The sequence below is a fragment of the Lentzea sp. NPDC058436 genome (genome assembly GCF_042721515.1).
Classification (GTDB): Bacteria; Actinomycetota; Actinomycetes; order Mycobacteriales; family Pseudonocardiaceae; genus Lentzea.
The window spans coordinates 221480-242912 of the sequence record NZ_JBHXLF010000005.1 but is presented as its reverse complement, the minus strand read 5'-3'; the positions used below and the strand labels follow the sequence as shown (position 1 = coordinate 242912).

Sequence of the window (21433 nt, the reverse complement as noted above, 5' to 3'; positions counted from 1 at the left end):
GTGGAGGTGTGGGGAATACGAGGGAGATAGTCGTGGTCGGCTACGACCGCACCGCGTTGCTGGACCTGGCGGGACCTATCGAGGTGTTCCAGGCGGCCAACTACAGCGAGCCGCGGTACGAGGTCACGGTCGCCACGCTCGGGGGAGGCCCGTTCACCGCGACGGCGGGGGTGCGCATCGAGGCAGGGGCCGACCTGCGCACGCTCGACCGTCCGATCGACACGCTGCTCGTCGTCGGCGGCTGGGGTTACGACGAGGCCGCGTCCGACGCGGTGCTGATGACGAACCTGCGCAGACTCGCGCTCAGATCCCGCCGTGTCGCCGGTGTCTGCACCGGGTCCGTGGTGCTGGCGAGCGCGGGGTTGTTGCGGGGCAAGAAGGCGACGACGCACTGGGCGTTCACCGGCGAGCTGGAGAACCGCGGTGTCGACGTCGAACCGGACGCCATCTTCGTCTGCGACGGCGAGGTGTCCACGTCGGCAGGGGTCACGGCGGGCATCGACCTGGCGCTGGCCATGGTGGAGCAGGACCACGGCCCGGCGCTCGCCCGCAAGATCGCGCAGTACCTGGTCGTCTTCCTGCAGCGGTCGGGCGGCCAGTCGCAGTTCAGCGTCCACACCCGCGCGAAACCGGTGTCGGACGGCTCGTTGCGCGCGTTGCTGGACGACATCCACGCCGACCCGACGCGCGAGTGGACGGTGCCGGTCATGGCGCGCAAGGCGATGATGAGCGTGCGGCACTTCGCCCGCGTCTTCTCGCGCAGCATGGGCATCTCGCCCGCTCAGTACGTCGAACGAGCCCGTGTCGAGGCCGCCGCCGACCGGCTGGCGAGCACGGGTGACTCGCTCGACCTCGTCGCCCGCCAGTCGGGGTTCGGCTCGGCCGAGACCCTGCGGAGGGCCTTCCTGCGCGTGCTCGGCGTGTCGCCGGGCAGCTACCGCGCCCGTTTCCGGACCACTGGGGTTGCCTGATGGAAGCCACGTTCGTGCTCTACCCGAACATGACCGCGCTCGACTTCGTCGGCCCGTACGAGGTGCTCGGCGCCGTGCCGATCGTCTCGACGCGGTTCGTCGCCGCGACGCTCGACCCGGTGAAGTCGGACAACGGGCTCACCGTCGTGCCGACCGACACGTTCGCGTCGCTGAAGTCGACGGACATCGTCGTGGTGCCGGGGTCCGGGCACTGGAAGGAGCTGCTCAAGGACTCCGGTGGCGTCGTCGAGTGGCTGCGCGAGGTGCACCCGACGACGAAGTGGACGACGTCGGTCTGCACGGGGTCGACGCTGCTCGCCGAGGCCGGGCTGGTCTCGAAGGCGACGACGCACTGGGCCGCGCGGGAGGACCTGGACGTGCGGGGCGTCGAGGTCTCGACCGACAGGGTCGTGTTCGACGGCAAGGTCGTGAGCGGCGCGGGCGTGTCGGCGGGCATCGACATGGCGTTGCGGCTCGTCGAGGCCGAGTTCGGCGAACTGGTCGCGCAGGCCGTGCAGGTCGGCATCGAGTACGACCCGCAGCCGCCGCGCGCCTACGACTCGATCCCGCCCGAGGTGGCGGCCGGTCTCAAGGCCGCCTTCGAATCAAGTCAGGCCTGACTGCACGGCGAACACGACGAGCTGGGCGCGGTCCCGTGCGCCCAGCTTCACCATCGCCCGCGACACGTGCGTGCGCACCGTCGCGGGCGAGATCACCAGCACCGCCGCGATCTCGTCGTTGGACGCGCCGGACGCCACGTGCCGCATGATCTCCCGTTCACGCTCGGTCAGCTTGTCGAGGTGCGGCACCGGCCTCGCCGACGCGCCGGACGCGAACCGGTCGATCACCCGGCGCGTGACGGACGGCGAGAGCAGCGAACCGCCGTCGGCCACCACGTGCACGGCGCGCAGCAGGTCGGTCGGGTCGGAGTCCTTGACCAGGAACCCTGACGCGCCGGTGCGCAGCGCCTCGAACACGTACTCGTCGAGGTCGAACGTCGTGAGCATGACGATCCTGACTTCGGCGCACGCGGGGTCCGCGCTGACCCGGCGGAGGACCTCCAGGCCGTCCATCAGCGGCATGCGGATGTCGAGGAACACGACGTCCGGTTTCGTGGCCTGGATCAGCGACAGGGCCTCGCGGCCGTCGGCGGCCTCTCCGGCGAGCTGCACGCCGTCCTCGGTCTCGATCAGCGTCCGCAGTCCCATCCGGACCAGCGGCTGGTCGTCCGCCACCACCACGCGAATCATGACGGCAACGGTATCCGGGCGATCACCGAGAAGCCGTGCGATCCGTCGGCTTCGAGGGTGCCGCCGAGCGCCTCCGCCCGTGACCGCATGCCGGTGATGCCGTGGCCCTCGGTGAACGGGCCGGGCGTGCCGGTGTCGCTGACGTGCACGACGAGTTCGCCGCGCACGGTGTAGACCTTGACGGCCGCCGTGACGCCGGGGGAGGAGTGGCGCAGGACGTTGGTCAGCGACTCCTGCACGATCCGGTAGACGGCCAGCTCGTGGCCGCCGGGCAGGTCGACCTCCTCCACCTCGACCGACACCTCCAGCCCCGCCTCGCGCATCCGCGACGCCAGCGCCGGGAGGTCCGCGAGCGTGATCGTCGGGGTCAGGGGAGCCGTGCCGCGCAGGGTGTCCAGTTCGGACCGCAGGCCGTCCAGCGCCTCCTTCGACGTGTCGCGGATGGCTTCGAGCGACGCCCTGGCCTTCGCGGGATCCTTGTCCAGCACGTACAACGCGACCCCGGCCTGCATGGCGATCACGCTCAGGCCGTGGCCGACGACGTCGTGGACCTCCTGGGCGAGCCTGAGCCGTTCGGAGATCACGGCCCGTTCGCGAACGTCCACAGCGGACTTCCTGCGCAGTCTCATCAGCACGCCCGCCGCGGCCGGCAGCAGGATCCAGCCCGCGGACCAGGTGATCCACGAGGTGACCGAGTCGTTCCACCACGGCAGGATCGCCAGGGCGTAGACGACGGCGCTCGCGGCCGCGATCTCGATGCGCGCGTAGACGGCCACCGCGTACACCGCCGCGACACCGCTGATCAGGATCGGCCCGAACGGATAACCCTGTGCCAGGTAGGTGCTGATGGCGACGACCGTGATCCCGACCGTCCACAGCGGACGGACAGAGCGGAGCAGCAGACCGGCGGCCGCCAGCGTGATGAGCACGTACGCGAGCACGTCGAGGTTCTCCGCGCCCTGCAGGCGTGCGGCGAACCTCGTTCCGCCGAGACCGAAGACGAGCAGGGCCGCCGTGAGGGCGACGTCCTGCCATTTGATCCGCATGGTGCCGACCATACGACCGCGGGCGTACGCAGATGTGCGTATCTTCATGACGCTCCGGAGCGGACGCCCGCGCGTTCTGGTGGGAACACGATTGGTCGCATGATCGTGACGACGGAGAAGCTGACGAAGCGCTACGGCGACCGCGCCGTGGTGGACGAGGTCAGTCTGTCCGTGCGGCGGGGCGAGGTCTACGGGTTCCTCGGTCCGAACGGCGCGGGCAAGACGACCACGATCCGCATGCTGCTCGGGCTCGTGAAGCCGACCAGCGGATCTGCCGAGGTGCTCGGTGAGGCCCCCGGCAGCCCCAAGGCGTTGCTCAGGGTCGGTTCGCTGATCGAGGGACCCGGTTTCTACCCGTACCTGTCCGGCCGCGACAACCTGCGCGTGCACGCGCACCGCCGTGGCGTCGGCAGGACGCAGGTCGAGGCCGCGCTGGAACAGGTCGACCTCGTGGGCGCCGCAGGGGAGAAGTTCCGCCGGTACTCGCTCGGCATGAAGCAACGGCTTGGCGTCGCCGCGGCGTTGCTCGGCCGCCCGGAGCTCCTGATCCTCGACGAACCGACCAACGGCCTCGACCCGGCGGGCATGGCCGACATGCGCGACCTGGTGCGCGCCCTCGCCGCCCAGGGCCAGACGGTGCTGTTGTCGAGCCACCTGCTCGGCGAGGTCGAGGAGATCTGCGACCGGGTGGGCGTGATCTCGCAGGGCCGGCTGGTCGCCGAGAGCACGGTCGAGCAGCTGCGGGGCGACACCGTGCTGCTGATCCGCGCCGACCCGCTGGAGAAGGCGCACGTGCTGATCGAGGGCAGCACGCTGCACGGCGACGTGCTGCACGTGCGCGAAACGGACGCGGGCGCCCTGGTGCGGACCCTGGTGGCCGCGGACGTGGACGTGCAGGAGGTCCGGCCGCTGCGCCGGACGCTGGAAGAGGTCTTCTTCGAGATGACGGGAGCGGCGTGATGGGCAGCGTGAAGGCGGAGCTGCTGAGGCTGTGGAAGTGGCCGGCGACCTGGGTGCTGATCGGCGTGTGGCTGGTGATGACGCTGACGTTCGGCTATGTGTTCAACTACCTGGCGCTCAACGGCGGCACCAACAGGGCGGACCTCTCGCAGCAGCAACTCATCAGCTCGATGCAGCCGGAGAACGTGGGCGCGGCCGTGGTGCGCGGCCTGCCGATGTTCGGCGGGGCGATCATCCTCGTGCTCGCGGCGCTGGCCGTCGGCAGCGGCTACGGCTGGGGCACCTGGAAGACGACCCTGACCGCGGGCCCGCGCCGCATCTCCGCGATGGCGGGCACCCTGGGCGCGTTGGCGATCATCGTGCTGGTCCTGGTCGCCCTGACGTTCGTGGTGGACCTCAGCGCGGCCATCACGGTCGCCTCCCTGGAAGGCTGGGACTGGAGCCTGCCGGGCTTCGAGGCGCTGAAGGCCCTGGTCGCGGCCCTGCTGATCGCCTTGATGTGGACGGGTTTCGGCGTGTTCCTCGGCGTCGTCACCAGGGGCCCGGCCCTGGCCGTCGGTCTGGGCCTGATGTGGGCGATCGTGACGGAGAACCTGCTGCGCGGCGTGGGTTCCCTGCTCGGCCCGGTCGAGTCGCTGACGAAGGTCCTGCCGGGCGGCTCCGCCGGCAACCTCGCCGGAGCCGTCGGTGGGGCGGGCGCGCCGGGCGTGCTCACGGACCTGAGCGGCACCACGGCGGCCCTGTTCCTAGCCGGCTACGTGGTGGTCTTCGTCGGCGCGGCGACGCTTCTGAAGGTGCGCCGCGACCTCGTATAGGGCCACCGCGGCCCACGTCAGGGCCAGTGCGACCGCGACTCCGGTGGGGTAGTCGCGGTCGTGCAGGCCTGGGTTGACCAGGCCGCTGTGCTCGCGCCAGAGCAGCGGGATCGCGATCAGGGTGATGACGCCTGAGACGGTCAGACCGATGCCGATGGACGGGCGCCGGACGACCAGGCCGGTGATGCCCACGAGTGGGGCGATCAGGAAGTCGTGCAGGACGACTCCGCCGCCGAGCCAGACCAGGAGTTCGAGGGTGACCTGGGGGAGGAGGAGCCAGGCGCCCCAGGCGCCGACGGCCACACCGGCGGCGCCGAGGGCGAACCTGGCCACGAGGCCCGCGCTCACGTTCCCATCACGGCCCCTCATCCCCGCACCTCCAGCGACGTGACCCACTTCGTCTGCAGCACCCCAGGCCGGTTCGGTGCGATCAGCCGGCACGGGTACCCGTGGTCCGGACTGAGCTCCTCCCCGTCGAGCCGCAACGCCAGCAGCGTCAGCGGGTCCTGCGCGAACGCCTCGGGCAGCGTCGACGCCCGGTACAGCCCGGACTTCTCCAGTGACTCGACCCGCACGTCCCCGCGCCCCACCAGCTCCGACACCCGCACCCCGGTCCACGTCGCGTTCTGGCTCCACCCCTCGACGCACGCGATCGGCAGCTCGACGGTGGTCTGCGGCATGGCCTGGAGCTCGGCCAGGGAGTAGCTCGCGGAGCCCACGCGCAGGCGCCAGTCCGGCGGCACCACGACCTGTGCGGCCCGGGCGGTCCGGTTGACCGGGAGGGCGCCGCCCGAACGCCACGCCAGCACCGAGACCTTGCGCAGCCACGGCACCGTGACGCCGGCCGTCGCGACGACGGCGACACCCGTGGTCAGCGCGGTGGTGCGCAGGAAAGCCCTGCGGGACAAGACCGTCTTCTCGGTGGACGCGGGTTCGAGGGAGCGGCGGATCAGCGGGATCTTCACCGCGATGTGCACGAGCAGCGCGCCGGTCACGATCCACGCCACCGCGTAGTGGGCGGTCGGGAAGTAGAACGACCACGGGTAGTTCTGCGCCGCGTTGAAGAGACCGGTGACCAGCTCGAAGAACGACGCCGCGACCAGCACGAGGATCGAGCCGCGCTCCAGGGCGTGCGGCACGGACTTCACCAGCGGCCGCTCGAAGAGCTTCGGGTAGACGGTCCACAACTTGGCCAGCAGCAACGGGATCGACGCCACGCCGGAGATCACGTGCACGCCCTGCGTGACGCGGTAGAGGTCGACCGGACGCGTCGGCCACGGCCAGTCGTGCTGCACGCCGTGGCTCAGCAGTCCGGTGACGAAGCACAGCCCGAACGTGATGCCGAGCCACGTGCCGATCCGGCTCGTCACGCCCACGTGGTGCGCGGGTGCCTTGAACTTCACAGCTTCTCCCAGCACGCGAACCAGCGGCCGGCACGTTCGCGCTGCCACAGCAGGAACATCCCGTCGGCCACCAGCGAGTCCGCGTCGCTCCAGGCCCACGGGAACCACTGACCCGCTGAGCCGTCGGTCCGCACGCGCGCCTGGCCGACCGCGAGTCCGGACCCCGGCGGCTCGACCTCGACGACGACGGTTCCGCTGGGCCTGAGCAGCTGACGCACGCGCCGCAGCAACGCCGCCGGGTCGCCGCCGATGCCGATGTTGCCGTCGGCGAGCAGGACGTGCTGCCACAGGCCTTCGCCGGGCAGCAGGTCGAAGACGTCGCGGCGGATCGCGATGCCGCCGCGTTCGGTGGTGCGCCGGACGGCCTCCGGTGACACGTCGACGCCGAGCGCCTCGACCTCGCGGGCCAGGAGCGCGGCCACGAGACGGCCGGGGCCGCAGCCGACGTCGAGGGTCGGGCCGGTGCAGGCGTCCAGGAGGACGGAGTCGCCGCCGGCGGCGTCGGCGTGCCAGCGGGCGACGGAGAGTTCGCGCGGGGTGGTTCCCGGCAGGTCGAGCCAGCTGGGGCGGCCCCGCAGGGCCTGGTCGAACATCATCGCGTCACCGCCGCGACCGAAGCCAGGGCTGCCGCGAACCGGCTGTGAGGGATCTGGGCGGCCACGGCGTGGGCGTCCGCGATGGTGTCCACATCGGACAGCGTCGGCAGCATGCGCACCGCGGGAACGACTCCGGCTCGGGCAGGGGGCACCCGCGTTCCGGAGTCCGCCCTCGATCGCCCGCCCCGCAACGCCTCCAGCGTCAACGCTCCCGTGTCCGCGCGTGACATCGGCACGTCCCGCAGCACTGCGGCTCGCAGCGGGTCGCGCAACCCGAGCGCCCACCACCCGCCGTCCAGCGCCAGCCCGAGCGCCGTCTCCTCGAACTCGGCGCACGACTCCAGCAGCTCCGGCGTCACCTGGGGCGTGTCCATCCCGATCTGCAGCACCGGCATCCGAAACCGCGCCACGTCGGCGTGCGCGTTCGCCAGGCGGTCGCCGAAGGAAACGCCTCGCTGCGGGATCACCACGCACTCCGCCAGCGCGTCCCGCACGTCCTCGCGCCGCACCACCCCGGCCAGCGCCACCACGGGCACCGCGCCGGGGGTCTCCAGGGCGGCCGCCAGGGTGTCGAGCAACGCGGCTGCCGCGACGTCCGCGGCTTCCTCCGGGCTCAACGGCGGGCACAGGCGCGTCTTCACGTGACCCGGTACCGGCGACTTGGCCATGACCAGAAGGCAGAACCTCATCGCAGCACCCCCGCCATGTCCCGCGCCGCCCGCAGCGTGCCGCGCACCGAACCCGACACCTTGGAACGGGTGCCGGCCGCACGTGGCCCGTAGGACACGTCGACCTCCCGCACCCGCCAGCCGGCCGAAGCCGCGCGCACCAGCAGTTCCAGCGGATAGCCGAACGCCCGGTCCCGCACGTCCAGCGCCAGCAACGCCTCCCGCCGGCACACCCGCAGCGGCGCGATGTCGTGCACGTCCAGACCCCTGCGCCGCAACAGACCCGCGATCACGGCGTTGCCGGCCCGCGCGTGCCACGGCCAGACACCCGCGTGAACGGGCCGTCGCCGTCCCACCACGAGATCGGCGTCGGCGAGAAGCTCCGCCATGGCAGGAAGTTCCGCCAGATCGAGCGAGCCGTCGGCGTCGGCGAACGCCACGAGGTCCGACGTGGCCGCGAGCAGCCCGGTGTGCACGGCGGCGCCGTAGCCGCGCCGGGGTTCGTGCACGACAAGGGCACCACAAGAAGCCGCCACTTCGGGCGATCCGTCCGCGGACCCGTTGTCCACGACGATCGCGCGGTGACCGGGAGGCAGGGAGGCGAGCACCGCGGGCAGCGCGGCGGCCTCGTCCAGGCAGGGCAACACGACATCCATGGATCCACCCTGGACCATCGGAAAGTGTTGTGGTGCTTACGGAATTGTGACGCACGAAAGAGTTCTTACGATTGTCTTGCGCGACCTGCGGACGTCCGGCGGACCCCCTAGGTTGGGCGCGGTGCGTCTGGTCATCGCGGGTCTGCTCGTCACTGCCGCCATCATCACCGGGATCATCGTCAACCACAACGATCCCGGCGTCCTCTTCGCCGCCGCCGCACCGCTCTTCGGTGACTGGCAACCACATCTGGGTCCTGGCACGCCGGCCGCGGTCCTGATCGCGTTCCTCGTCGTCGCCAAGGGACCGGAGCTGGCGCGGCACAGGTTCGCGCTGCCGATCGCCTACGCGACATCGGTGGCCTTCACCTTCTCGCTCGCGATGGTCGACGGCTGGAACCGGTTCGTCACCAGGCTCACCACCGACGACGAGTACCTGCACGAGGTTCCCGGCGTCACCGACATCCCCGCGATGCTCCGGGGCTTCGCCGCGCGCATCCCCGACTTCCAGCCCGACTCGTGGACCACGCACGTCTCCGGCCACCCGCCGGGCGCGCTGCTCACGTCCGTCGCCCTCGACCGCGTCGGCCTGGGCGGGGGAGCGGCGGCGTCGATCTTCTGCGTCCTGGTCGGCTCGCTCGCCGTCGTCGCGATTCCCCTGGCCGTCAAGAACAACGCGCTGCTGCCGTTCCTGGTGCTGTTTCCGGGCGCGGTGTGGGTCGGGGCGTCGGCGGACGGCATGTTCATGGGCGTCGCCGCCGTCGGGATCTACCTGCTCACCAGGAAACCGCTGCTGGGCGGCATCGTGCTGGGCTGGTGCCTGTTCCTGTCCTACGGCCTGGTGCTGCTCGCCCCGCTCGCGCTCGTGGCCGTCGGCAGGCGGATCGGCTGGGCCGTCGCGGGCGCGCTCGCGGTCGTCGCGGCGTTCGCGATCAGCGGGTTCTGGTGGCTCGACGGCTACGAGCTCGTGAAACTCCGCTACTACCAGGGCATCGGCGACACCAGGCCGTACTGGTACTGGGTGTGGGCGAACCTGGCCGCGCTCGTGCTCGTCATCGGCCCTGCCGGCGTTCAGGGGCTACATCGGAACAAGTGGGTGCTCGCGGCCGGCATCGCGATCCTGGCGGCCGACCTGTCCGGCCTGAGCAAGGCCGAGACCGAGCGGATCTGGCTGCCGTTCGCGATCTGGCTCGTCGTCGGCGCCGCGAAACTGGACCACCACAAGAGGTGGCTCACCGCCCAGGCGCTCACGGCCCTGGCGGTGAACCACCTCGTGCTCACGAACTGGTGACGGGTTCCCGCTGCTCGGCGGAGGCGAACTCCCGCACACCGTCCTCGAAGCCGACCCTGGCCTCGAAACCCAGTACCTCCAACGCCTTCGCGGGCGAGGCCACGACGTGCCGGACGTCGCCTGGCCGGGCACCGCCGACGATCTCCGGCGTGGGCCCGTCACAGGCGTCGGCGAGCGCGAAAGCCAGGTCGCCGATCGTGTGCGGCGTGCCGGAGCAGACGTTCACCGCCTCGAAGCCGGGACGAGGTGAGGCGAGCGCCAGCACGTTCGCCCGCGCGACGTCCGCGACGTGCACGAAGTCGCGCCGCTGCCGCCCGTCCTCCATCACGCGGGGCGCGACACCGTTCTGCAGCGCCGACCGGAAGATCGACGCCACACCGGCGTACGGGGTGTCGCGCGGCATCCTCGGGCCGTAGACGTTGTGGTACCGCAACGCCCACACGCTTCCGCCGGTCTGCCGCGCCCACGCCACCGCCAGGTGCTCCTGGGCGAGCTTCGTGGCCGCGTAGGTGCTGCGCGGCTCCAGCGGCGCGTCCTCGGGCACGAGCTCGGACACCACGAAGTCACCGCAGAAGCAACGCGGTTCGTACAGGCCGCACTCGACGTCGACGGCCGCCCGCTCGGCCCGCACGATCCCGTGCGAGAGGCACCGGTACCGGCCCTCGCCGTAGACGACCATCGACGACGCGAGCACCAGCCGCGACACCCCCGCCCGGTGCATCTCGGCCAGCAGCACCGCCGTGCCCAGGTCGTTGTGGCGCGCGTAGGAAGGCGCGTCGAACGGATCCACGCCGTGCCCGACCATCGCCGCCTGATGACACACGGCGTCCACTGTGGACAACAAGGGGCGCAACACCGCGGGATCTGTCACGTCGCCGACGACGAGCTCGTGGTCCAGCTGGGGGATGGCGCCGTGCGCCTCGGGAAGAAGGGCGTCGAGCACCACGCACTCGTGGCCCTGGGAGGTCAGCTCGTCCGCGACGTGCGACCCGATGAACCCGGCTCCGCCGGTGATCAGTACTCGCATGAACCCGACCGTAGGGCCGTGCGCGGTGCCGGGCGCGGCAGGACGACTAGCCGTCAGAACTCCGTAAGACCATTTCCACCACGAACCGCGCGCCACGGGGTGAGCGGTCCTCCACCCACACCGCGCCGCCCAGCCGGTGCACGTGCTCGCGGACCAGCGCGAGCCCCAGCCCGCTGCCCGTGTCGTCACCCCGGTCCGCCGTTCCGCGCGCGAACCGTTCGAAGATCTCCTCCCGCAGCCGTTCCGGCACCCCTGGACCGGCGTCCTCCACCTCCAGCCGCACGCGGGGACCGAGGACCCGCACCGACACCAGCACCGCGCCGCCCGCGTGCCGCTCGGCGTTGTCCAGCAGGTTCGTCACCACCCGGTCGAGCCGCCTGCGGTCGCCCAGCACGACGGCGGGCTCCAGCGCCAGCGGTACCGGCGCGCGGGTCGCGATCACGTTGCGCACCAACGCGTCCAGCGCGATCTCCTCCGGTCGCGGGTCGTCGGTCTGGTCGGCGCGGGAGATCTCCAGCAGGTCGGTGACCATCCGCGCGAACCTGTCCACCTCCGTGGTCAGCAGCTCCAACGCCGTTCCCGCCGTGCCGGGCAGGTGCTCACCACGCCGGCGCAGCACCGCCCCCGCGTTCACCATCGTCGTCAGCGGCGACCGCAGCTCGTGCGACACGTCCGACGCGAACCGGGCGTCCCGCAACGCTCTGCGCTCCAGTGCCTGCGCCGTCGAGTTGAACTTCGCCGCCAGCGCGGCGAGATCCGGGTCGTCCTGGACGGGCAACCGGGCGTGGAGGTCACCACCGGCGATCCTGCCCGCCGCGGAACTCAGCTCCGCCAGCGGTTTCAGCGCCCGTCTCGACGCCCACGACCCCAGCGCCGCCCCGAGCAGCGCGGCCCCGATCGTCCCGGCGACCAGCACCGCGCCCAGCAACGCCAGCGTCCCTTCGAGCTGCCGCGTCCCGGACAGCTCGACGTAGACGGAGCCGCCCGCCAGGGGCCGCGCGACGGCGAGCACCGGCAGCCCGTCTACGGTGATCCGCTCGGTGCCGGGCGGGTGCCCCACGAGCCCGCCGGGCAGCCGCGACGGGTCGACCGCGCGGCCCGCCGTCACCGGACCCGCAGGGCCCAGCACGAGGATCGACGAGTCGGGCCCGGCGGTGAGGCCGTTCAGCAGGTCGCCGAGACCCGGTGAGCCCAGCGACCTCTCCACCAGCCGCACGTTCACCTCGGCCTGCCGCGTGGCGCTCGCCTCCCGCTGCCGCAGCATGGAGCCGGAGGCGAGGTTCCAGGTCGCGACCGCCAGCACGCTCGTGACGACCAGCAGGCCCAGGCCGAACGACAGCGCGACCCGGCAGCGCAGGGTGAGTTTCACGAGCGGATCCGATAGCCGGTGCCGCGCACGGTGAGCAGCAGTTCCGGATCGTCCGGGTTCGCCTCGATCTTGCGGCGCAGCCTTCTTATGTGCACGTCCAGCAGGCGGGTGTCACCAAAGTAGTCATATCCCCAAACCTTCTGCAGCAACTGTTCCCTGGTGACGATTCGCCCGGCCGCACCAGCGAGTTCCAGCAACAGCCGGAATTCCGTTCTGGTGAGGTGAACGCGTTCGCCCGCACGGTGCACGAGGCCTTCCTGCGGACGGATTTCCAGCGTTCCCACCCGAACGGCTTCGTCACCCGGTCCACGCCGGCGCAACAACGCGCGGACACGGGCCGCGAGAACGCTTGCCATGAACGGTTTCGTGACGTAGTCGTCGGCTCCCGCCTCCAGTCCGGCGATCACGTCGCGGGCCTCCGTGCGTGCCGTCACCACGATTATCGGCAGGTCACCGCGTCCTCGCAGGGTCCGCACGACGTCCAGTCCGTCCATTCCCGGCAACGTGAGATCGACCAGAACCACGTCGAACGGTTCCGCTTCCAGACGTGGCAACGCCTCTTCACCCGAACCCGCCCCGTCAACGGTGAAACCCTCGTCGGACAGGGCGAGGCACAACGCCTGCCGGATTCGCTCGTCGTCGTCGACCAGCAGGACCCGTACGCACACAAAGACTCCACTGTGTGAGAGCCGCGGCGACGGCCCTCACACAGTGGAGTGAAAGTCGATCAAAAGCAAGATTGTTTCGGTCTAGAATCCGGTCAGCGTGATTTTTGCGGAACGCGGGTTCGGTTCGTGGACAAGTGACTCGAAGCCGCCGACGTCGTCGAAGGCGAACCCGTAGGCGCGCCCGTCGGTCATGTTGGCGTGCACGATCTTGGAGAAGTGGTTCGTGGTCGCGCGGGTGTAGAACTGGCTCGCGTTGTACGTCGGCTGGGTGTGGATGAAGCCGAGCGTCGACCGGTTGAGCGCCGCGCACAGCGACCGCGAGATCGCGCCGAGCTCGTTGTTCGGCGCCGCGAGCCGCCCGTCGCAGTTCAGCACGTCGCGGGTGGACGGCTGCTGGAACTCCGCGACCTGCTGGCCGGAGGTGTTCGTGAACCGCATGACCCCACCGCTGACGCGACCGGTGAACTTGCGGTTCGGCTCCGCCTGGTAGGGCACGACGGTGAGAGGGGTGCTCTGGTAGGTCGACCAGACGGTGTTGACGTAGCTCTGGAAGTACGAGCTGGAGAACAGGCCCGCGTCGAGGCCCTTGCTCGGGTTCAGCACGCGCAGCCGGGTGCCGTCGGGACGGCTGTACGCGAGCCTCGCCCAGTCACCGCCGAGCTGCTGGTGCTGGTCGAAGATCCGGTTGCGCCCGTTCGCGACGAGCTGACCGGCCTTCTTCGTGGCGCCGCCCTGGGACGTCGCCTCGACCGCGTGCGGGACCGCGAACATGTCGACCTGGGAGCTGTTGAGCCACAGACCGCCGCCGTCGTAGCTGAACTCGCTCCAGTCGAACAGGATGTCGCGGTTCGGGTCGCCGCCCGCCCACGGCGCCGGCTGCACGAGGCCACCGGGCACGAGGCTGAACTTCAGCTTGTCCCGGAACGCCATGTAGATCCGGCCACCGGCCAGGTTGAGCGGGATCTGCACGGTCTTGCTCGCCCCGTTGGCAGGGCCGGGGATCGAGAAGTCGGGCGCCGGGACGGGCGGGATCGCTCCACCGGACCACGCCGTGAACTGGCCGTTGCCGTTCACGTACCCGAGCCGGCCGTTGTAGATCCCGGTGATGTAGAGGTGGACCGCGTCGCCGCGCCCCGAGTTGTTGGTGACGGTGAGCGGGAGCTGGCTCGGGGGAGCCGCTTGCACCGGTGCGGACATCGTTGTCAGCCCTAGCAGGGCCGATGTCGCGAGCAGCAGGAGCTTGCGCATCGACTATCTCCTCACTGAGACAGGGAGTCGTGAGAGCGCTCTCATAGTCAGCGTGGACGTGTTGATGTGTCAAGAATGGTCTTCATGCGCGCACTGACCGTTGATCTCGCCCGTGCCGGGTCCCTGTCGTTGGCCGATCTTCCCGATCCGGTGCCCGGACCAGGCGATCTGCTGGTCGAGGGGGTGGCGATCGGCATCTGCGGGACGGACCGCGAGATCGTGCGCGGGGAGTTCGGCGTCGGCGGCGTCCTGGTGATCGGCCACGAGTCGCTCGGACGGGTGATCAGCGGTCCGGGCTTCGAACCCGGCTCGCTGGTGGCCGGCGTCGTCCGCAGACCGGACCCGGTGCCGTGCGTGGCGTGCGCGGCCGGCGAGTTCGACAACTGCCGCAACGGCCAGTACACCGAGCGCGGGATCACCGGCCTCGACGGCTACGGCGCGACGCGGTGGACGGTGCCCGCCTCCTACGCCGTCGGGGTCAGCTCGGAGACGGGCGTCCTGGTCGAGCCCACGTCCGTGGTCGTGAAGGCGTGGGAGCGCCTCGACCGGATGGCCCTGTACCCGTTCGAGAGCGTGCTGGTGACCGGCGCGGGCCCGATCGGCCTGCTGGCGGCGCTGATCGGGGTGCAGCGCGGCCTGGACGTGCACGTGTTCGACCTGGCCTCGTCCGGTCCCAAGCCGGACCTGGTCGAGTCGCTCGGCGCCACCTACCACCGGACGCTGCCCGACTGCCCGGTCGTGATCGAGGCGACCGGCGCCCCGTCCCTGGTCGCGCGACTGCTCGGCAGGGACCTGGTGTGCCTGACCGGCGTGCCGTCCACCGAGGTGCTCCCGGCCGACGTCGGGCAGATCAACCGGGACCTGGTGCTGCGCAACGGGATCGTGTTCGGGACGGTCAACTCCAACGTGCGGCACTACCGGGAGGCCTCCGCCGTGCTCGACCGCGCGGACGACGCGTGGCTGTCGGCCCTGATCACCCGGCGCGTGCCGCTGGAGTCGTACGCGGAGGCGTTCGAGACCCGGCCCGACGACGTGAAGGTGGTGCTGGAGCTGTGAGGGCGGCCAGCGCGACGACGCCCGCGGCCAGCAGCAGGGCGTGGTCGTAGCCGTTGTGCAGCAACGGGGTGGCGACGAGCGGGCCGATGATCTGGCCCGCCGAGTAGCCGGCCGTGAGAGTGGCGGCCGCCTTGGGGAAGCCGAGGTCGGTGCCCTGCTTCAGCGCGGTCGCCGCGACGCCGATGAACGTGCCGCCGAACAGGATCGTGGCCAGGAGCGCCGACCCGTCGACCAGGGCCGGCAGGGCGATGCCCACCGCCTGGACGGCCAGCGCGATGCGGAGGGCGTGGCGGCGCGGCGTGACCAGGACGGGGGAGAGGGCCGCGGAGAGGCCGACGAGGATCCAGGCGCTGCTGCCGAGCGGGCCGCTGATCGCGGCCACGAGGAAGGTGGCGGCGATGACGTAGCCGACGCCTTCGAGGGTGTAGGAGGCGAAGAGGGCAGCGAAGGTTCGCTTGGCGGACCCGCGTTGTCCCGTGGCGACGACCTGCGGCTTCGGTGGTTCAGGACGAAGGCCCCAGGCCGCCGCCGTCAGCACCGCCGCCACCCCCGCGGCCACCCACCAGGCCGTCTGCCACTGCCCGAACCCGAGCACCACCAGTCCGGACAGCGCGATCCCCGCCCCGATCCCGCTCATCCCCCACCCAGGACGCGCGTTCACGGCCGCCACGAACACCACCGCGCTCGCCACCCCGGCCACCAGCCGCAACACGAACCACGCCACCATCCCGTGCGCCAGCGGCATCCCGGCCAGCGTCACCACGAGCAGTACGAGCGCCATGCGGTTCACCACCCGGGACGGCGCCCGCACGACCGTGACCAGCGCACCGACGAAGTAGCCGAGGTAGTTCGCGGTGGCCAGCGACGCGGCGGCAGCGGACGACAGACCCGCCTGCACGGTCATCAGCGGCAGGATCGGCGTGTAGACGAACCGGCCGATCCCCATCGCCGCCGCGAGTGCCGCCGCGGCACGCACGCTCACGAGCGGCCGGGATCGTTCGGGTGAGGCTGCACGGCCGTGACGGCGAACGTCATCCACGGCGCCAGCGGGAGTGTGCCGAGGACTTCTGCGCGCAGATCGGCCTCGTCGGAAGCGCGCCACAGGCCGATGCTGCGCATCTCGCCGATGGGTCGCCACAGCCGGACGAGGTGGCCGCTCGCCACCAGTTCCTTGGCCCGCACCGCTTCGGCCGCGCGGCGCTAGTCCACTTCGGACGGGGTGTGCCGTCCGGGATCGTGGTGGTGATCTCGACGATGAACTCTCTCATGACCCCATCGTGCGAGCGGCGCGCACCGAACGCCACGACCGGCTTTCTCCTGCGTGGGAGGCTGGGCCTCCTAGGATGCGGGACGTGGAACTGCGTCAACTCCGGTACTTCCTCGCCGTCGCCGAAGAGCTGCACTTCGGTCGGGCGGCGGCGCGTCTGCTGATCGCGGGGCCGTCGTTGTCGCAGCAGATCAAGGCGCTCGAACGGGACCTCGGCGTGCCGCTGTTCGCGCGCGACCGCCGCACCGTCGCGCTCACGTCGGCCGGTGCCGCGCTGGTTCCTGAGGTGCGGGCGTTGCTCGAACGGGCCGATGAGCTGCAACGGCACGCGCGGCAGCTGTCCGGGTCACGGCCGGTGCGGATCGGGTACGTCAACTGGCTGCCGCCGGACCTCACCGCCCGCACGGCCGGGGTCGCGCAGCTCTACGTGGACGCGTGGGTCGTGCCGTCGCACCAGCAGGCGGCGCGGGTGGCGGACGGCAGCCTCGACCTCGCCGTGTGCTGGATCCGCAAGGCCGACGCGGCGCAGCTCGGGCTCCGGGCGGACCTGCTCGGCGCCGACCGGCTCTACGCGGTGGCGGTGGGCACCGACACGAGTCCCGTGCGGGCCGAGGACATCGCGGTGCTGGTGGACGACGACGTCACGTCGTGGCAGTCCTGGAACGACTTCGCCGAGGAGTTTGCGCGAGACACCGGCTGCGTCGTCCGGCGCATCCACAACGGCGCGATCACCGGGCCGGCGTTCTTCGACCACGTGCGGGTGTGCACGACGCCGGTGCTCAACTCGCCCAAGGGCCAGACCACGCCGTTGCCGCCGGACCTGGTGGCACGGCCGGTGATCGACCCCGAGGTGCTGTGGACGTGGTCGCTGGTGCGCCGTCAGGACGAGGAGCGCGCGGACGTCATCGCCGCCGCCGAGGCCATCGCGCGGGACGTCGGCGGACTCGGTGACGGCTGGCTGCCCGCGGACGACCCGCACCGCTGAGAGGCTGAGCCTCCCACCCAGGAGGAAACGGGTCGCAATTCCGCGAAATGAAAGCGCGGGCGCCCGCCGTTGTGAGGGTCAGTTCCACTTCCTCACTTCGAAAGCGAGCAGGACAATGACCAGCAAGGTGGCAATCGTCACGGGAGCGTCGCAGGGAATCGGTGCGGCACTCGTTCCCGCCTATCGCAAGCTCGGCTATTCGGTTGTCGCGGTCTCGCGTTCCGTCGAGCCCTCCGACGACCCGGAGGTCCTCGCGATCCGCGCCGACCTCAGCAGGCCGGGGGAGGGCGCGCGGGTCGTCGAGGAGACGCTGGCGCGGTTCGGCCGGGTCGACTCGCTCGTGAACAACGCCGGCGTCTTCGTCGCCAAGCCGTTCACCGAGTACACCGACGAGGACTTCGCGAACGTCGTGGGCACCAACCTAGTCGGGTTCTTCGACATCACCCGCGGCGCCGTCACCGCCATGGGCGAGGCCGGCCACGTCGTGAACGTGTCCACGACCCTGGTCGAGCACGCGCTGTCAGCCGTGCCGTCGGCCCTCGCGTCGCTGACCAAGGGCGGTCTGAACGCCGTCACGAAGTCGCTCGCGGTCGAGTACGCGGCCAGGGGCATCCGCTTCAACACGGTCGCGCTCGGCATCATCAAGACGCCGATGCACGCCCCGGAGACCCACGAGGCGCTCGCCGGGCTGCACCCCGTCGGCCGCATCGGCGAGATCTCCGAGGTGGTCGACGCGATCACGTTCCTCGAACAGGCCGGGTTCGTCACGGGCGAGGTCCTGCACGTCGACGGCGGCCAGAGCGCGGGGCACTGACATGGTGCTCGAAGACGTCATGGACCGGTGGAAGGCCGCCGTGGACGCCCACGACCCCGAGGGCGTGGCCGCGAACTTCACCGAGGACGCCATTTTTCAGGGGCTCAAGCAATACGGAGTCGGAAAAGCGGCGGTGGCCGAGTACTACGATTCCCAGCCCGTCGGCCTGAGAGCCGAGTACGAGGTGCTGGAAACGCGTCGGCTGGCCGAAAACCTGGTTCTCGGTTACCTGAACGTCGATTTCTCGTTCACCGACCGGCCGACTCGCAACGTCTACCTGAGCGTGCTGGTGAGGGGAGACCTGATCGCGCACTACCAGGTCTCCGCACTCGACTAGTGCCTGCGCGGCTCCCGGCCGAACGGCGACTTCGGTCGTTCGAGGTCGGGAGCCTTCGGGATGGCCATGGTCACCGGGTTCTCCGAGGTGATCGTGATCGGCTCACCGTGGTGGCGCGTGGCGAGCTCCGTGCCGTCCACGATCCGGTAGGTGGCCTCGCCCTCGCACACGTCCACCGCGATCCTCGTGCCCCGGAACGACATCCGGAACGAGAACCGGGTCAGCTGCTCCGGCAGCCGCGGCGCGAACGTGAGCTCGCCGCCGTGGTCGCGCATGCCCCCGAACCCGGCCACCAGCGCCGTCCACGCGCCGGCCAGCGACGCCATGTGCAGGCCGTTCGTGACGTTGTCGTGCAGGTCGTGCAGATCGGTGAACGCCGCCTCGACGAGGTAGTCGAACGCCAGCCCGAGGTGCCCGACCTCGGCCGCCAGCACCGCCTGCGTGCCCGCCGACAACGACGAGTCGCGCACGGTGCGGGCCTCGTAGTAGGCGAAGTTGCGGGCCTTCTCCTCGTCGGTGAACGCGTCACCGCGCACGTGCATCGCGAGCACCAGGTCCGCCTGCTTGATGACCTGCTTGCGGTAGAGGTCGAAGTACGGGAAGTGCAGCAGCAGCGGGTACTTCTCCTCCGGTGTGTTCTCGAAGTCCCACTCCGCGTGCTTGGTGAAGTTGTCCGCCTGCGGGTGCACCTGCAGCATCTCGTCGTACGGGATCGACATCGCGTCGGCAGCCCTGCGCCACCGCGCGATCTCCTCTTCGCTGACGTCACAGGGGTTTCGTTCCGCGGCGTCCGCGGCGGCCCACAGGTTCTGCTGGGCGATCAGGTTGGTGTAGACGTTGTTGTCGACGATCGCCGAGTACTCGTCCGGGCCCGTCACGCCGTCGATGCGGAACCCGTCGTGCGGGTCGTGGTGGCCCAGTGAGGCCCACAACCGTGCGGTCTCCACCAGGATCTCGGTGGCCTCGTCTCGCTCGAAGTCCTCGTCGTTCGTGGCGTTGAGGTACTGCTGGACGGCGTACGCCACGTCGCCGGAGACGTGGAACGCCGCCGTGCCCGCGGGCCAGTACGCGCTGCACTCGGCGCCGTTGATCGAACGCCACGGGAACGCGGCTCCCTTGAGCCCCAGCACCTTCGCGCGTTCGCGAGCCTTGTCCAAAGTGGAGTGACGCCACCGCAGCGCGTCGCGGGCCGCGTCGGGCACCGTGTAGGTGAGCACCGGCAGCACGAACATCTCGGTGTCCCAGAACGCGTGGCCGTCGTAGCCGGGTCCGGTGAGGCCCTTGCCCGGGATCGCGCGGGTCTCCCCGCGTGCCCCGGCCTGCAGGACGTGGAACAACGCGAACCGGATCGCCTGCTGCAGCTCGTCGTCGCCCTCGATCTCGATGTCGGCGACCTCCCAGAAGTCGTCCAGGAACGCCTTCTGCTCCTTCACGAGCCCGTCCCAGCCGGTCTGGCAGGCACCCGCGAGCGCGGCCTCGACCTGGGCCCGCAGCGCCGGTGTCGAACGCTGGCCCGACCAGCCGTACGCGATGTACTTGGTCAGCCGCAGGCATCCGCCCGCCGGCACGTCGACCGCGGCGGTGAACCGGGCGAGGTCGTCCTCCGCGCGGATCTCCGTGCGCGGCTCGTCGTGCAGTTCGTTCGACGAGGGCGTGACCGAGACCTCGTGGTCCATCGCGGCGGCCATGCGCAGCCCGGACACCTTGGTGTGGTGGCACAGCACGGCCCGCGACTTCTCGGCCATCGTGAAGTCGTTGACCAGAGGGGAGTCCAGCGCGGCGGCGACGCGGGGGTCGTTGCTGCGGCTCTTGGTCGGCTCGTTCGCGAGCAGGTCCGACTGGACGACGAGCTGCAGGTCGTCCTCGGGCTCCACCTCGTAGCGGATCGCCGCGACGGCGCGCTGCGAGAACGACACGAGCCGTTCGCTGCGCACGGTCACACGGCGCCCCGTCGGCGACTCCCAGACCGTGCGGCGGCGCAACGTGCCGGTGCGGAAGTCGAGCGTGCGTTCGTGCTCGATCGCCTCGCCGTAGCGCATGTCCAGCGGCTCGTCCTCGACCAGCAGCCGGATGATCTTGCCGTCGGTGACGTTGACGACGGTCTGCCCGGCCTCGGGGTAGCCGTAGCCGCCCTCGCCGTACGGCAGCTGGTGCTCCTCGTAGAAGCCGTTGAGGTACGTGCCGGGCAGGCCGCGCGGCTCGCCCTCGTCCAGCGTGCCGCGCATGCCGATGTGGCCGTTGGACAGCGCGAACGTCGACTCGGTCTGGTGCAGGTGGTCCACGGAGAGGCCCTGCCAGCGCAGCTGCCAGGGTTCGACGGCGTAGCTCATGACAGGAGCTCGTCGAGCTCGTCGACGACCACGTCGGCGCCGCCCGCCTTGAGCGCGTCCCGCTGGTGGCCGCGGTCGACGCCGACGACGAACCCGAACCCGCCGTCGTGGCCGGCCTGCACGCCCGCGAGCGCGTCCTCGTAGACCGCCGCGTGCTCCGGCGCGGTCTTGAGTCTTCTCGCGCCCTCGACGAACGAGTCGGGCGCGGGTTTGCCCCGCAGGTCCGACGCGACGATGACGTTGCCGTCCACCAGCGCGTCGACGTAGTCGAGGAGGTTGCCCGAGCGCAGCACGCGCATGGCGTTGGCCGACGACGTGACGACACCGATCGGCAGTCCCGCCTCGCGCGCGGCCTGCAGGTAGCGCACCGAACCGGCGTACGGCGTGATGCCCTGCTCGTCGATGATCGTGTTGACGAGGTCGTTCTTCTGGTCGCCGATGCTGCGGACCTCGTCCTCCGACGGCGTGAGGCCGCGTGACGTGAGGAAGCTGCGAACACCGTCGTAGCGCGGCTTTCCGTCCACGTACGCGAGGTAGTCCTGCTCGCTGAACGGCTGGCCCATGGCTTCGAACGTCTGCCGCCACGCCTGCCGGTGCAGCACGGCGGTGCTCGTGAGCACGCCGTCGAGGTCGAACAGCAACGCGGTGATCTTCTCCGGGATGCCGAGGCTCATAGGTC

At 70.8% G+C, this 21433-nt stretch carries 23 protein-coding genes and 1 pseudogene; 9 read left to right on the top strand and 15 right to left on the bottom strand.

The genetic code is table 11. The features are described from left to right. Positions 1-32: 32 nt before the first annotated feature. Positions 33-971, top strand: a complete 939-nt coding sequence (locus ACFWN2_RS22355; protein WP_382430144.1) for a GlxA family transcriptional regulator — start codon at positions 33-35, stop codon at positions 969-971. Next, positions 971-1591, top strand: a complete 621-nt coding sequence (locus tag ACFWN2_RS22350; protein ID WP_382430142.1) for a DJ-1/PfpI family protein — start codon at positions 971-973, stop codon at positions 1589-1591. Before ACFWN2_RS22355 ends, ACFWN2_RS22350 begins: the two co-directional genes overlap by 1 nt. Here ACFWN2_RS22350 and ACFWN2_RS22345 read toward each other — a convergent pair. Beyond that, entirely contained in the window at positions 1577-2221 is a 645-nt protein-coding gene (locus ACFWN2_RS22345; protein WP_382430140.1) for a response regulator, read from the bottom strand. The two genes, ACFWN2_RS22350 and ACFWN2_RS22345, sit on opposite strands and share 15 nt — an antisense overlap. After that, complete coding sequence (locus ACFWN2_RS22340; protein WP_382430138.1) at positions 2218-3267, bottom strand: sensor histidine kinase; 1050 nt, start codon at positions 3265-3267, stop codon at positions 2218-2220. Before ACFWN2_RS22340 ends, ACFWN2_RS22345 begins: the two co-directional genes overlap by 4 nt. A gap of 99 nt (positions 3268-3366) precedes the next feature. Here ACFWN2_RS22340 and ACFWN2_RS22335 point away from each other — a divergent pair, with 99 nt between their 5' ends. Together ACFWN2_RS22335 and ACFWN2_RS22330 are read left to right on the top strand one after the other, a co-directional pair. After that, positions 3367-4227, top strand: a complete 861-nt coding sequence (locus ACFWN2_RS22335; RefSeq protein WP_382430136.1) for an ABC transporter ATP-binding protein — start codon at positions 3367-3369, stop codon at positions 4225-4227. Further along, positions 4227-5042 (top strand): ABC transporter permease, encoded by an 816-nt coding sequence (locus ACFWN2_RS22330; protein WP_382430134.1) that lies wholly within the window; start codon positions 4227-4229, stop codon positions 5040-5042. The genes ACFWN2_RS22335 and ACFWN2_RS22330 overlap by 1 nt, the downstream gene beginning before the upstream one ends. Here ACFWN2_RS22330 and ACFWN2_RS22325 read toward each other — a convergent pair. Genes ACFWN2_RS22325 through ACFWN2_RS22305 form a run of 5 tightly spaced genes read right to left on the bottom strand, consistent with a single transcriptional unit; the run spans position 4974 to position 8365 of the window. Next, positions 4974-5411: a hypothetical protein gene (locus ACFWN2_RS22325; protein WP_382430132.1), complete on the bottom strand. Its 438-nt coding sequence runs from the start codon at positions 5409-5411 to the stop codon at positions 4974-4976. The two genes, ACFWN2_RS22330 and ACFWN2_RS22325, sit on opposite strands and share 69 nt — an antisense overlap. Then, positions 5408-6445 (bottom strand): molybdopterin-dependent oxidoreductase, encoded by a 1038-nt coding sequence (locus ACFWN2_RS22320; RefSeq protein ID WP_382430130.1) that lies wholly within the window; start codon positions 6443-6445, stop codon positions 5408-5410. The genes ACFWN2_RS22325 and ACFWN2_RS22320 overlap by 4 nt, the downstream gene beginning before the upstream one ends. After that, on the bottom strand, positions 6442-7041 hold the full coding sequence (locus ACFWN2_RS22315) for a methyltransferase (protein WP_382430128.1): 600 nt from the start codon (positions 7039-7041) through the stop codon (positions 6442-6444). The genes ACFWN2_RS22320 and ACFWN2_RS22315 overlap by 4 nt, the downstream gene beginning before the upstream one ends. After that, entirely contained in the window at positions 7038-7730 is a 693-nt protein-coding gene (locus ACFWN2_RS22310) for a DUF2064 domain-containing protein (RefSeq protein WP_382430126.1), read from the bottom strand. Before ACFWN2_RS22310 ends, ACFWN2_RS22315 begins: the two co-directional genes overlap by 4 nt. Then, the gene (locus tag ACFWN2_RS22305; protein WP_382430124.1) at positions 7727-8365 is read right to left on the bottom strand and encodes a glycosyltransferase family 2 protein; all 639 of its coding nucleotides are present in this window, start codon (positions 8363-8365) and stop codon (positions 7727-7729) included. The genes ACFWN2_RS22310 and ACFWN2_RS22305 overlap by 4 nt, the downstream gene beginning before the upstream one ends. 127 nt (positions 8366-8492) lie before the next feature. Here ACFWN2_RS22305 and ACFWN2_RS22300 point away from each other — a divergent pair, with 127 nt between their 5' ends. Continuing rightward, a complete protein-coding gene (locus ACFWN2_RS22300) occupies positions 8493-9653 on the top strand; it encodes a hypothetical protein (RefSeq protein ID WP_382430583.1) in 1161 nt (386 codons plus the stop codon). Here ACFWN2_RS22300 and ACFWN2_RS22295 read toward each other — a convergent pair. The 4 genes from ACFWN2_RS22295 to ACFWN2_RS22280 form a co-directional block, all read right to left on the bottom strand. Next, complete coding sequence (locus tag ACFWN2_RS22295; RefSeq protein ID WP_382430122.1) at positions 9640-10680, bottom strand: NAD-dependent epimerase/dehydratase family protein; 1041 nt, start codon at positions 10678-10680, stop codon at positions 9640-9642. The genes ACFWN2_RS22300 and ACFWN2_RS22295 overlap by 14 nt on opposite strands. A gap of 46 nt (positions 10681-10726) precedes the next feature. Continuing rightward, the gene (locus ACFWN2_RS22290) at positions 10727-12049 is read right to left on the bottom strand and encodes an ATP-binding protein (protein ID WP_382430120.1); all 1323 of its coding nucleotides are present in this window, start codon (positions 12047-12049) and stop codon (positions 10727-10729) included. Beyond that, positions 12046-12717 carry a response regulator gene (locus tag ACFWN2_RS22285; protein ID WP_382430118.1) on the bottom strand — a complete coding sequence of 224 codons (672 nt, stop codon included), beginning with the start codon at positions 12715-12717 and terminating at the stop codon, positions 12046-12048. Before ACFWN2_RS22285 ends, ACFWN2_RS22290 begins: the two co-directional genes overlap by 4 nt. Before the next feature lie 81 nt (positions 12718-12798). Then, a complete protein-coding gene (locus tag ACFWN2_RS22280) occupies positions 12799-13965 on the bottom strand; it encodes a beta-1,3-glucanase family protein (RefSeq protein ID WP_382430116.1) in 1167 nt (388 codons plus the stop codon). Positions 13966-14049: 84 nt separating this feature from the next. Between ACFWN2_RS22280 and ACFWN2_RS22275 the strand changes: the two genes are divergently transcribed. Further along, entirely contained in the window at positions 14050-15021 is a 972-nt protein-coding gene (locus tag ACFWN2_RS22275) for an alcohol dehydrogenase catalytic domain-containing protein (RefSeq protein ID WP_382430114.1), read from the top strand. Here the strand turns inward: ACFWN2_RS22275 and ACFWN2_RS22270 are convergent. Next, positions 14939-16003, bottom strand: coding sequence for a YbfB/YjiJ family MFS transporter (locus ACFWN2_RS22270; protein ID WP_382430112.1), 1065 nt, complete (start codon positions 16001-16003; stop codon positions 14939-14941). The genes ACFWN2_RS22275 and ACFWN2_RS22270 overlap by 83 nt on opposite strands. Continuing rightward, positions 16000-16206, bottom strand: a pseudogene (locus ACFWN2_RS22265) (muconolactone Delta-isomerase family protein); the annotation flags it as partial. The gene ACFWN2_RS22270 and the pseudogene ACFWN2_RS22265, both read right to left, overlap by 4 nt. 158 nt (positions 16207-16364) lie before the next feature. Here ACFWN2_RS22265 and ACFWN2_RS22260 point away from each other — a divergent pair. The 3 genes from ACFWN2_RS22260 to ACFWN2_RS22250 all read left to right on the top strand — a co-directional run bounded on the left by ACFWN2_RS22260 (position 16365) and on the right by ACFWN2_RS22250 (position 18424). Continuing rightward, positions 16365-17273, top strand: a complete 909-nt coding sequence (locus tag ACFWN2_RS22260; RefSeq protein ID WP_382430110.1) for a LysR family transcriptional regulator — start codon at positions 16365-16367, stop codon at positions 17271-17273. A gap of 115 nt (positions 17274-17388) precedes the next feature. Further along, on the top strand, positions 17389-18087 hold the full coding sequence (locus ACFWN2_RS22255) for an SDR family NAD(P)-dependent oxidoreductase (protein WP_382430108.1): 699 nt from the start codon (positions 17389-17391) through the stop codon (positions 18085-18087). 1 nt (position 18088) lies between these two features. Next, on the top strand, positions 18089-18424 hold the full coding sequence (locus tag ACFWN2_RS22250; protein WP_382430106.1) for a YybH family protein: 336 nt from the start codon (positions 18089-18091) through the stop codon (positions 18422-18424). Here the strand turns inward: ACFWN2_RS22250 and ACFWN2_RS22245 are convergent. Together ACFWN2_RS22245 and ACFWN2_RS22240 are read right to left on the bottom strand one after the other, a co-directional pair. Then, on the bottom strand, positions 18421-20754 hold the full coding sequence (locus ACFWN2_RS22245) for a glycoside hydrolase family 65 protein (protein WP_382430104.1): 2334 nt from the start codon (positions 20752-20754) through the stop codon (positions 18421-18423). The two genes, ACFWN2_RS22250 and ACFWN2_RS22245, sit on opposite strands and share 4 nt — an antisense overlap. Further along, positions 20751-21428 carry an HAD family hydrolase gene (locus ACFWN2_RS22240; protein WP_382430102.1) on the bottom strand — a complete coding sequence of 226 codons (678 nt, stop codon included), beginning with the start codon at positions 21426-21428 and terminating at the stop codon, positions 20751-20753. Before ACFWN2_RS22240 ends, ACFWN2_RS22245 begins: the two co-directional genes overlap by 4 nt. Positions 21429-21433 lie beyond the last annotated feature (5 nt).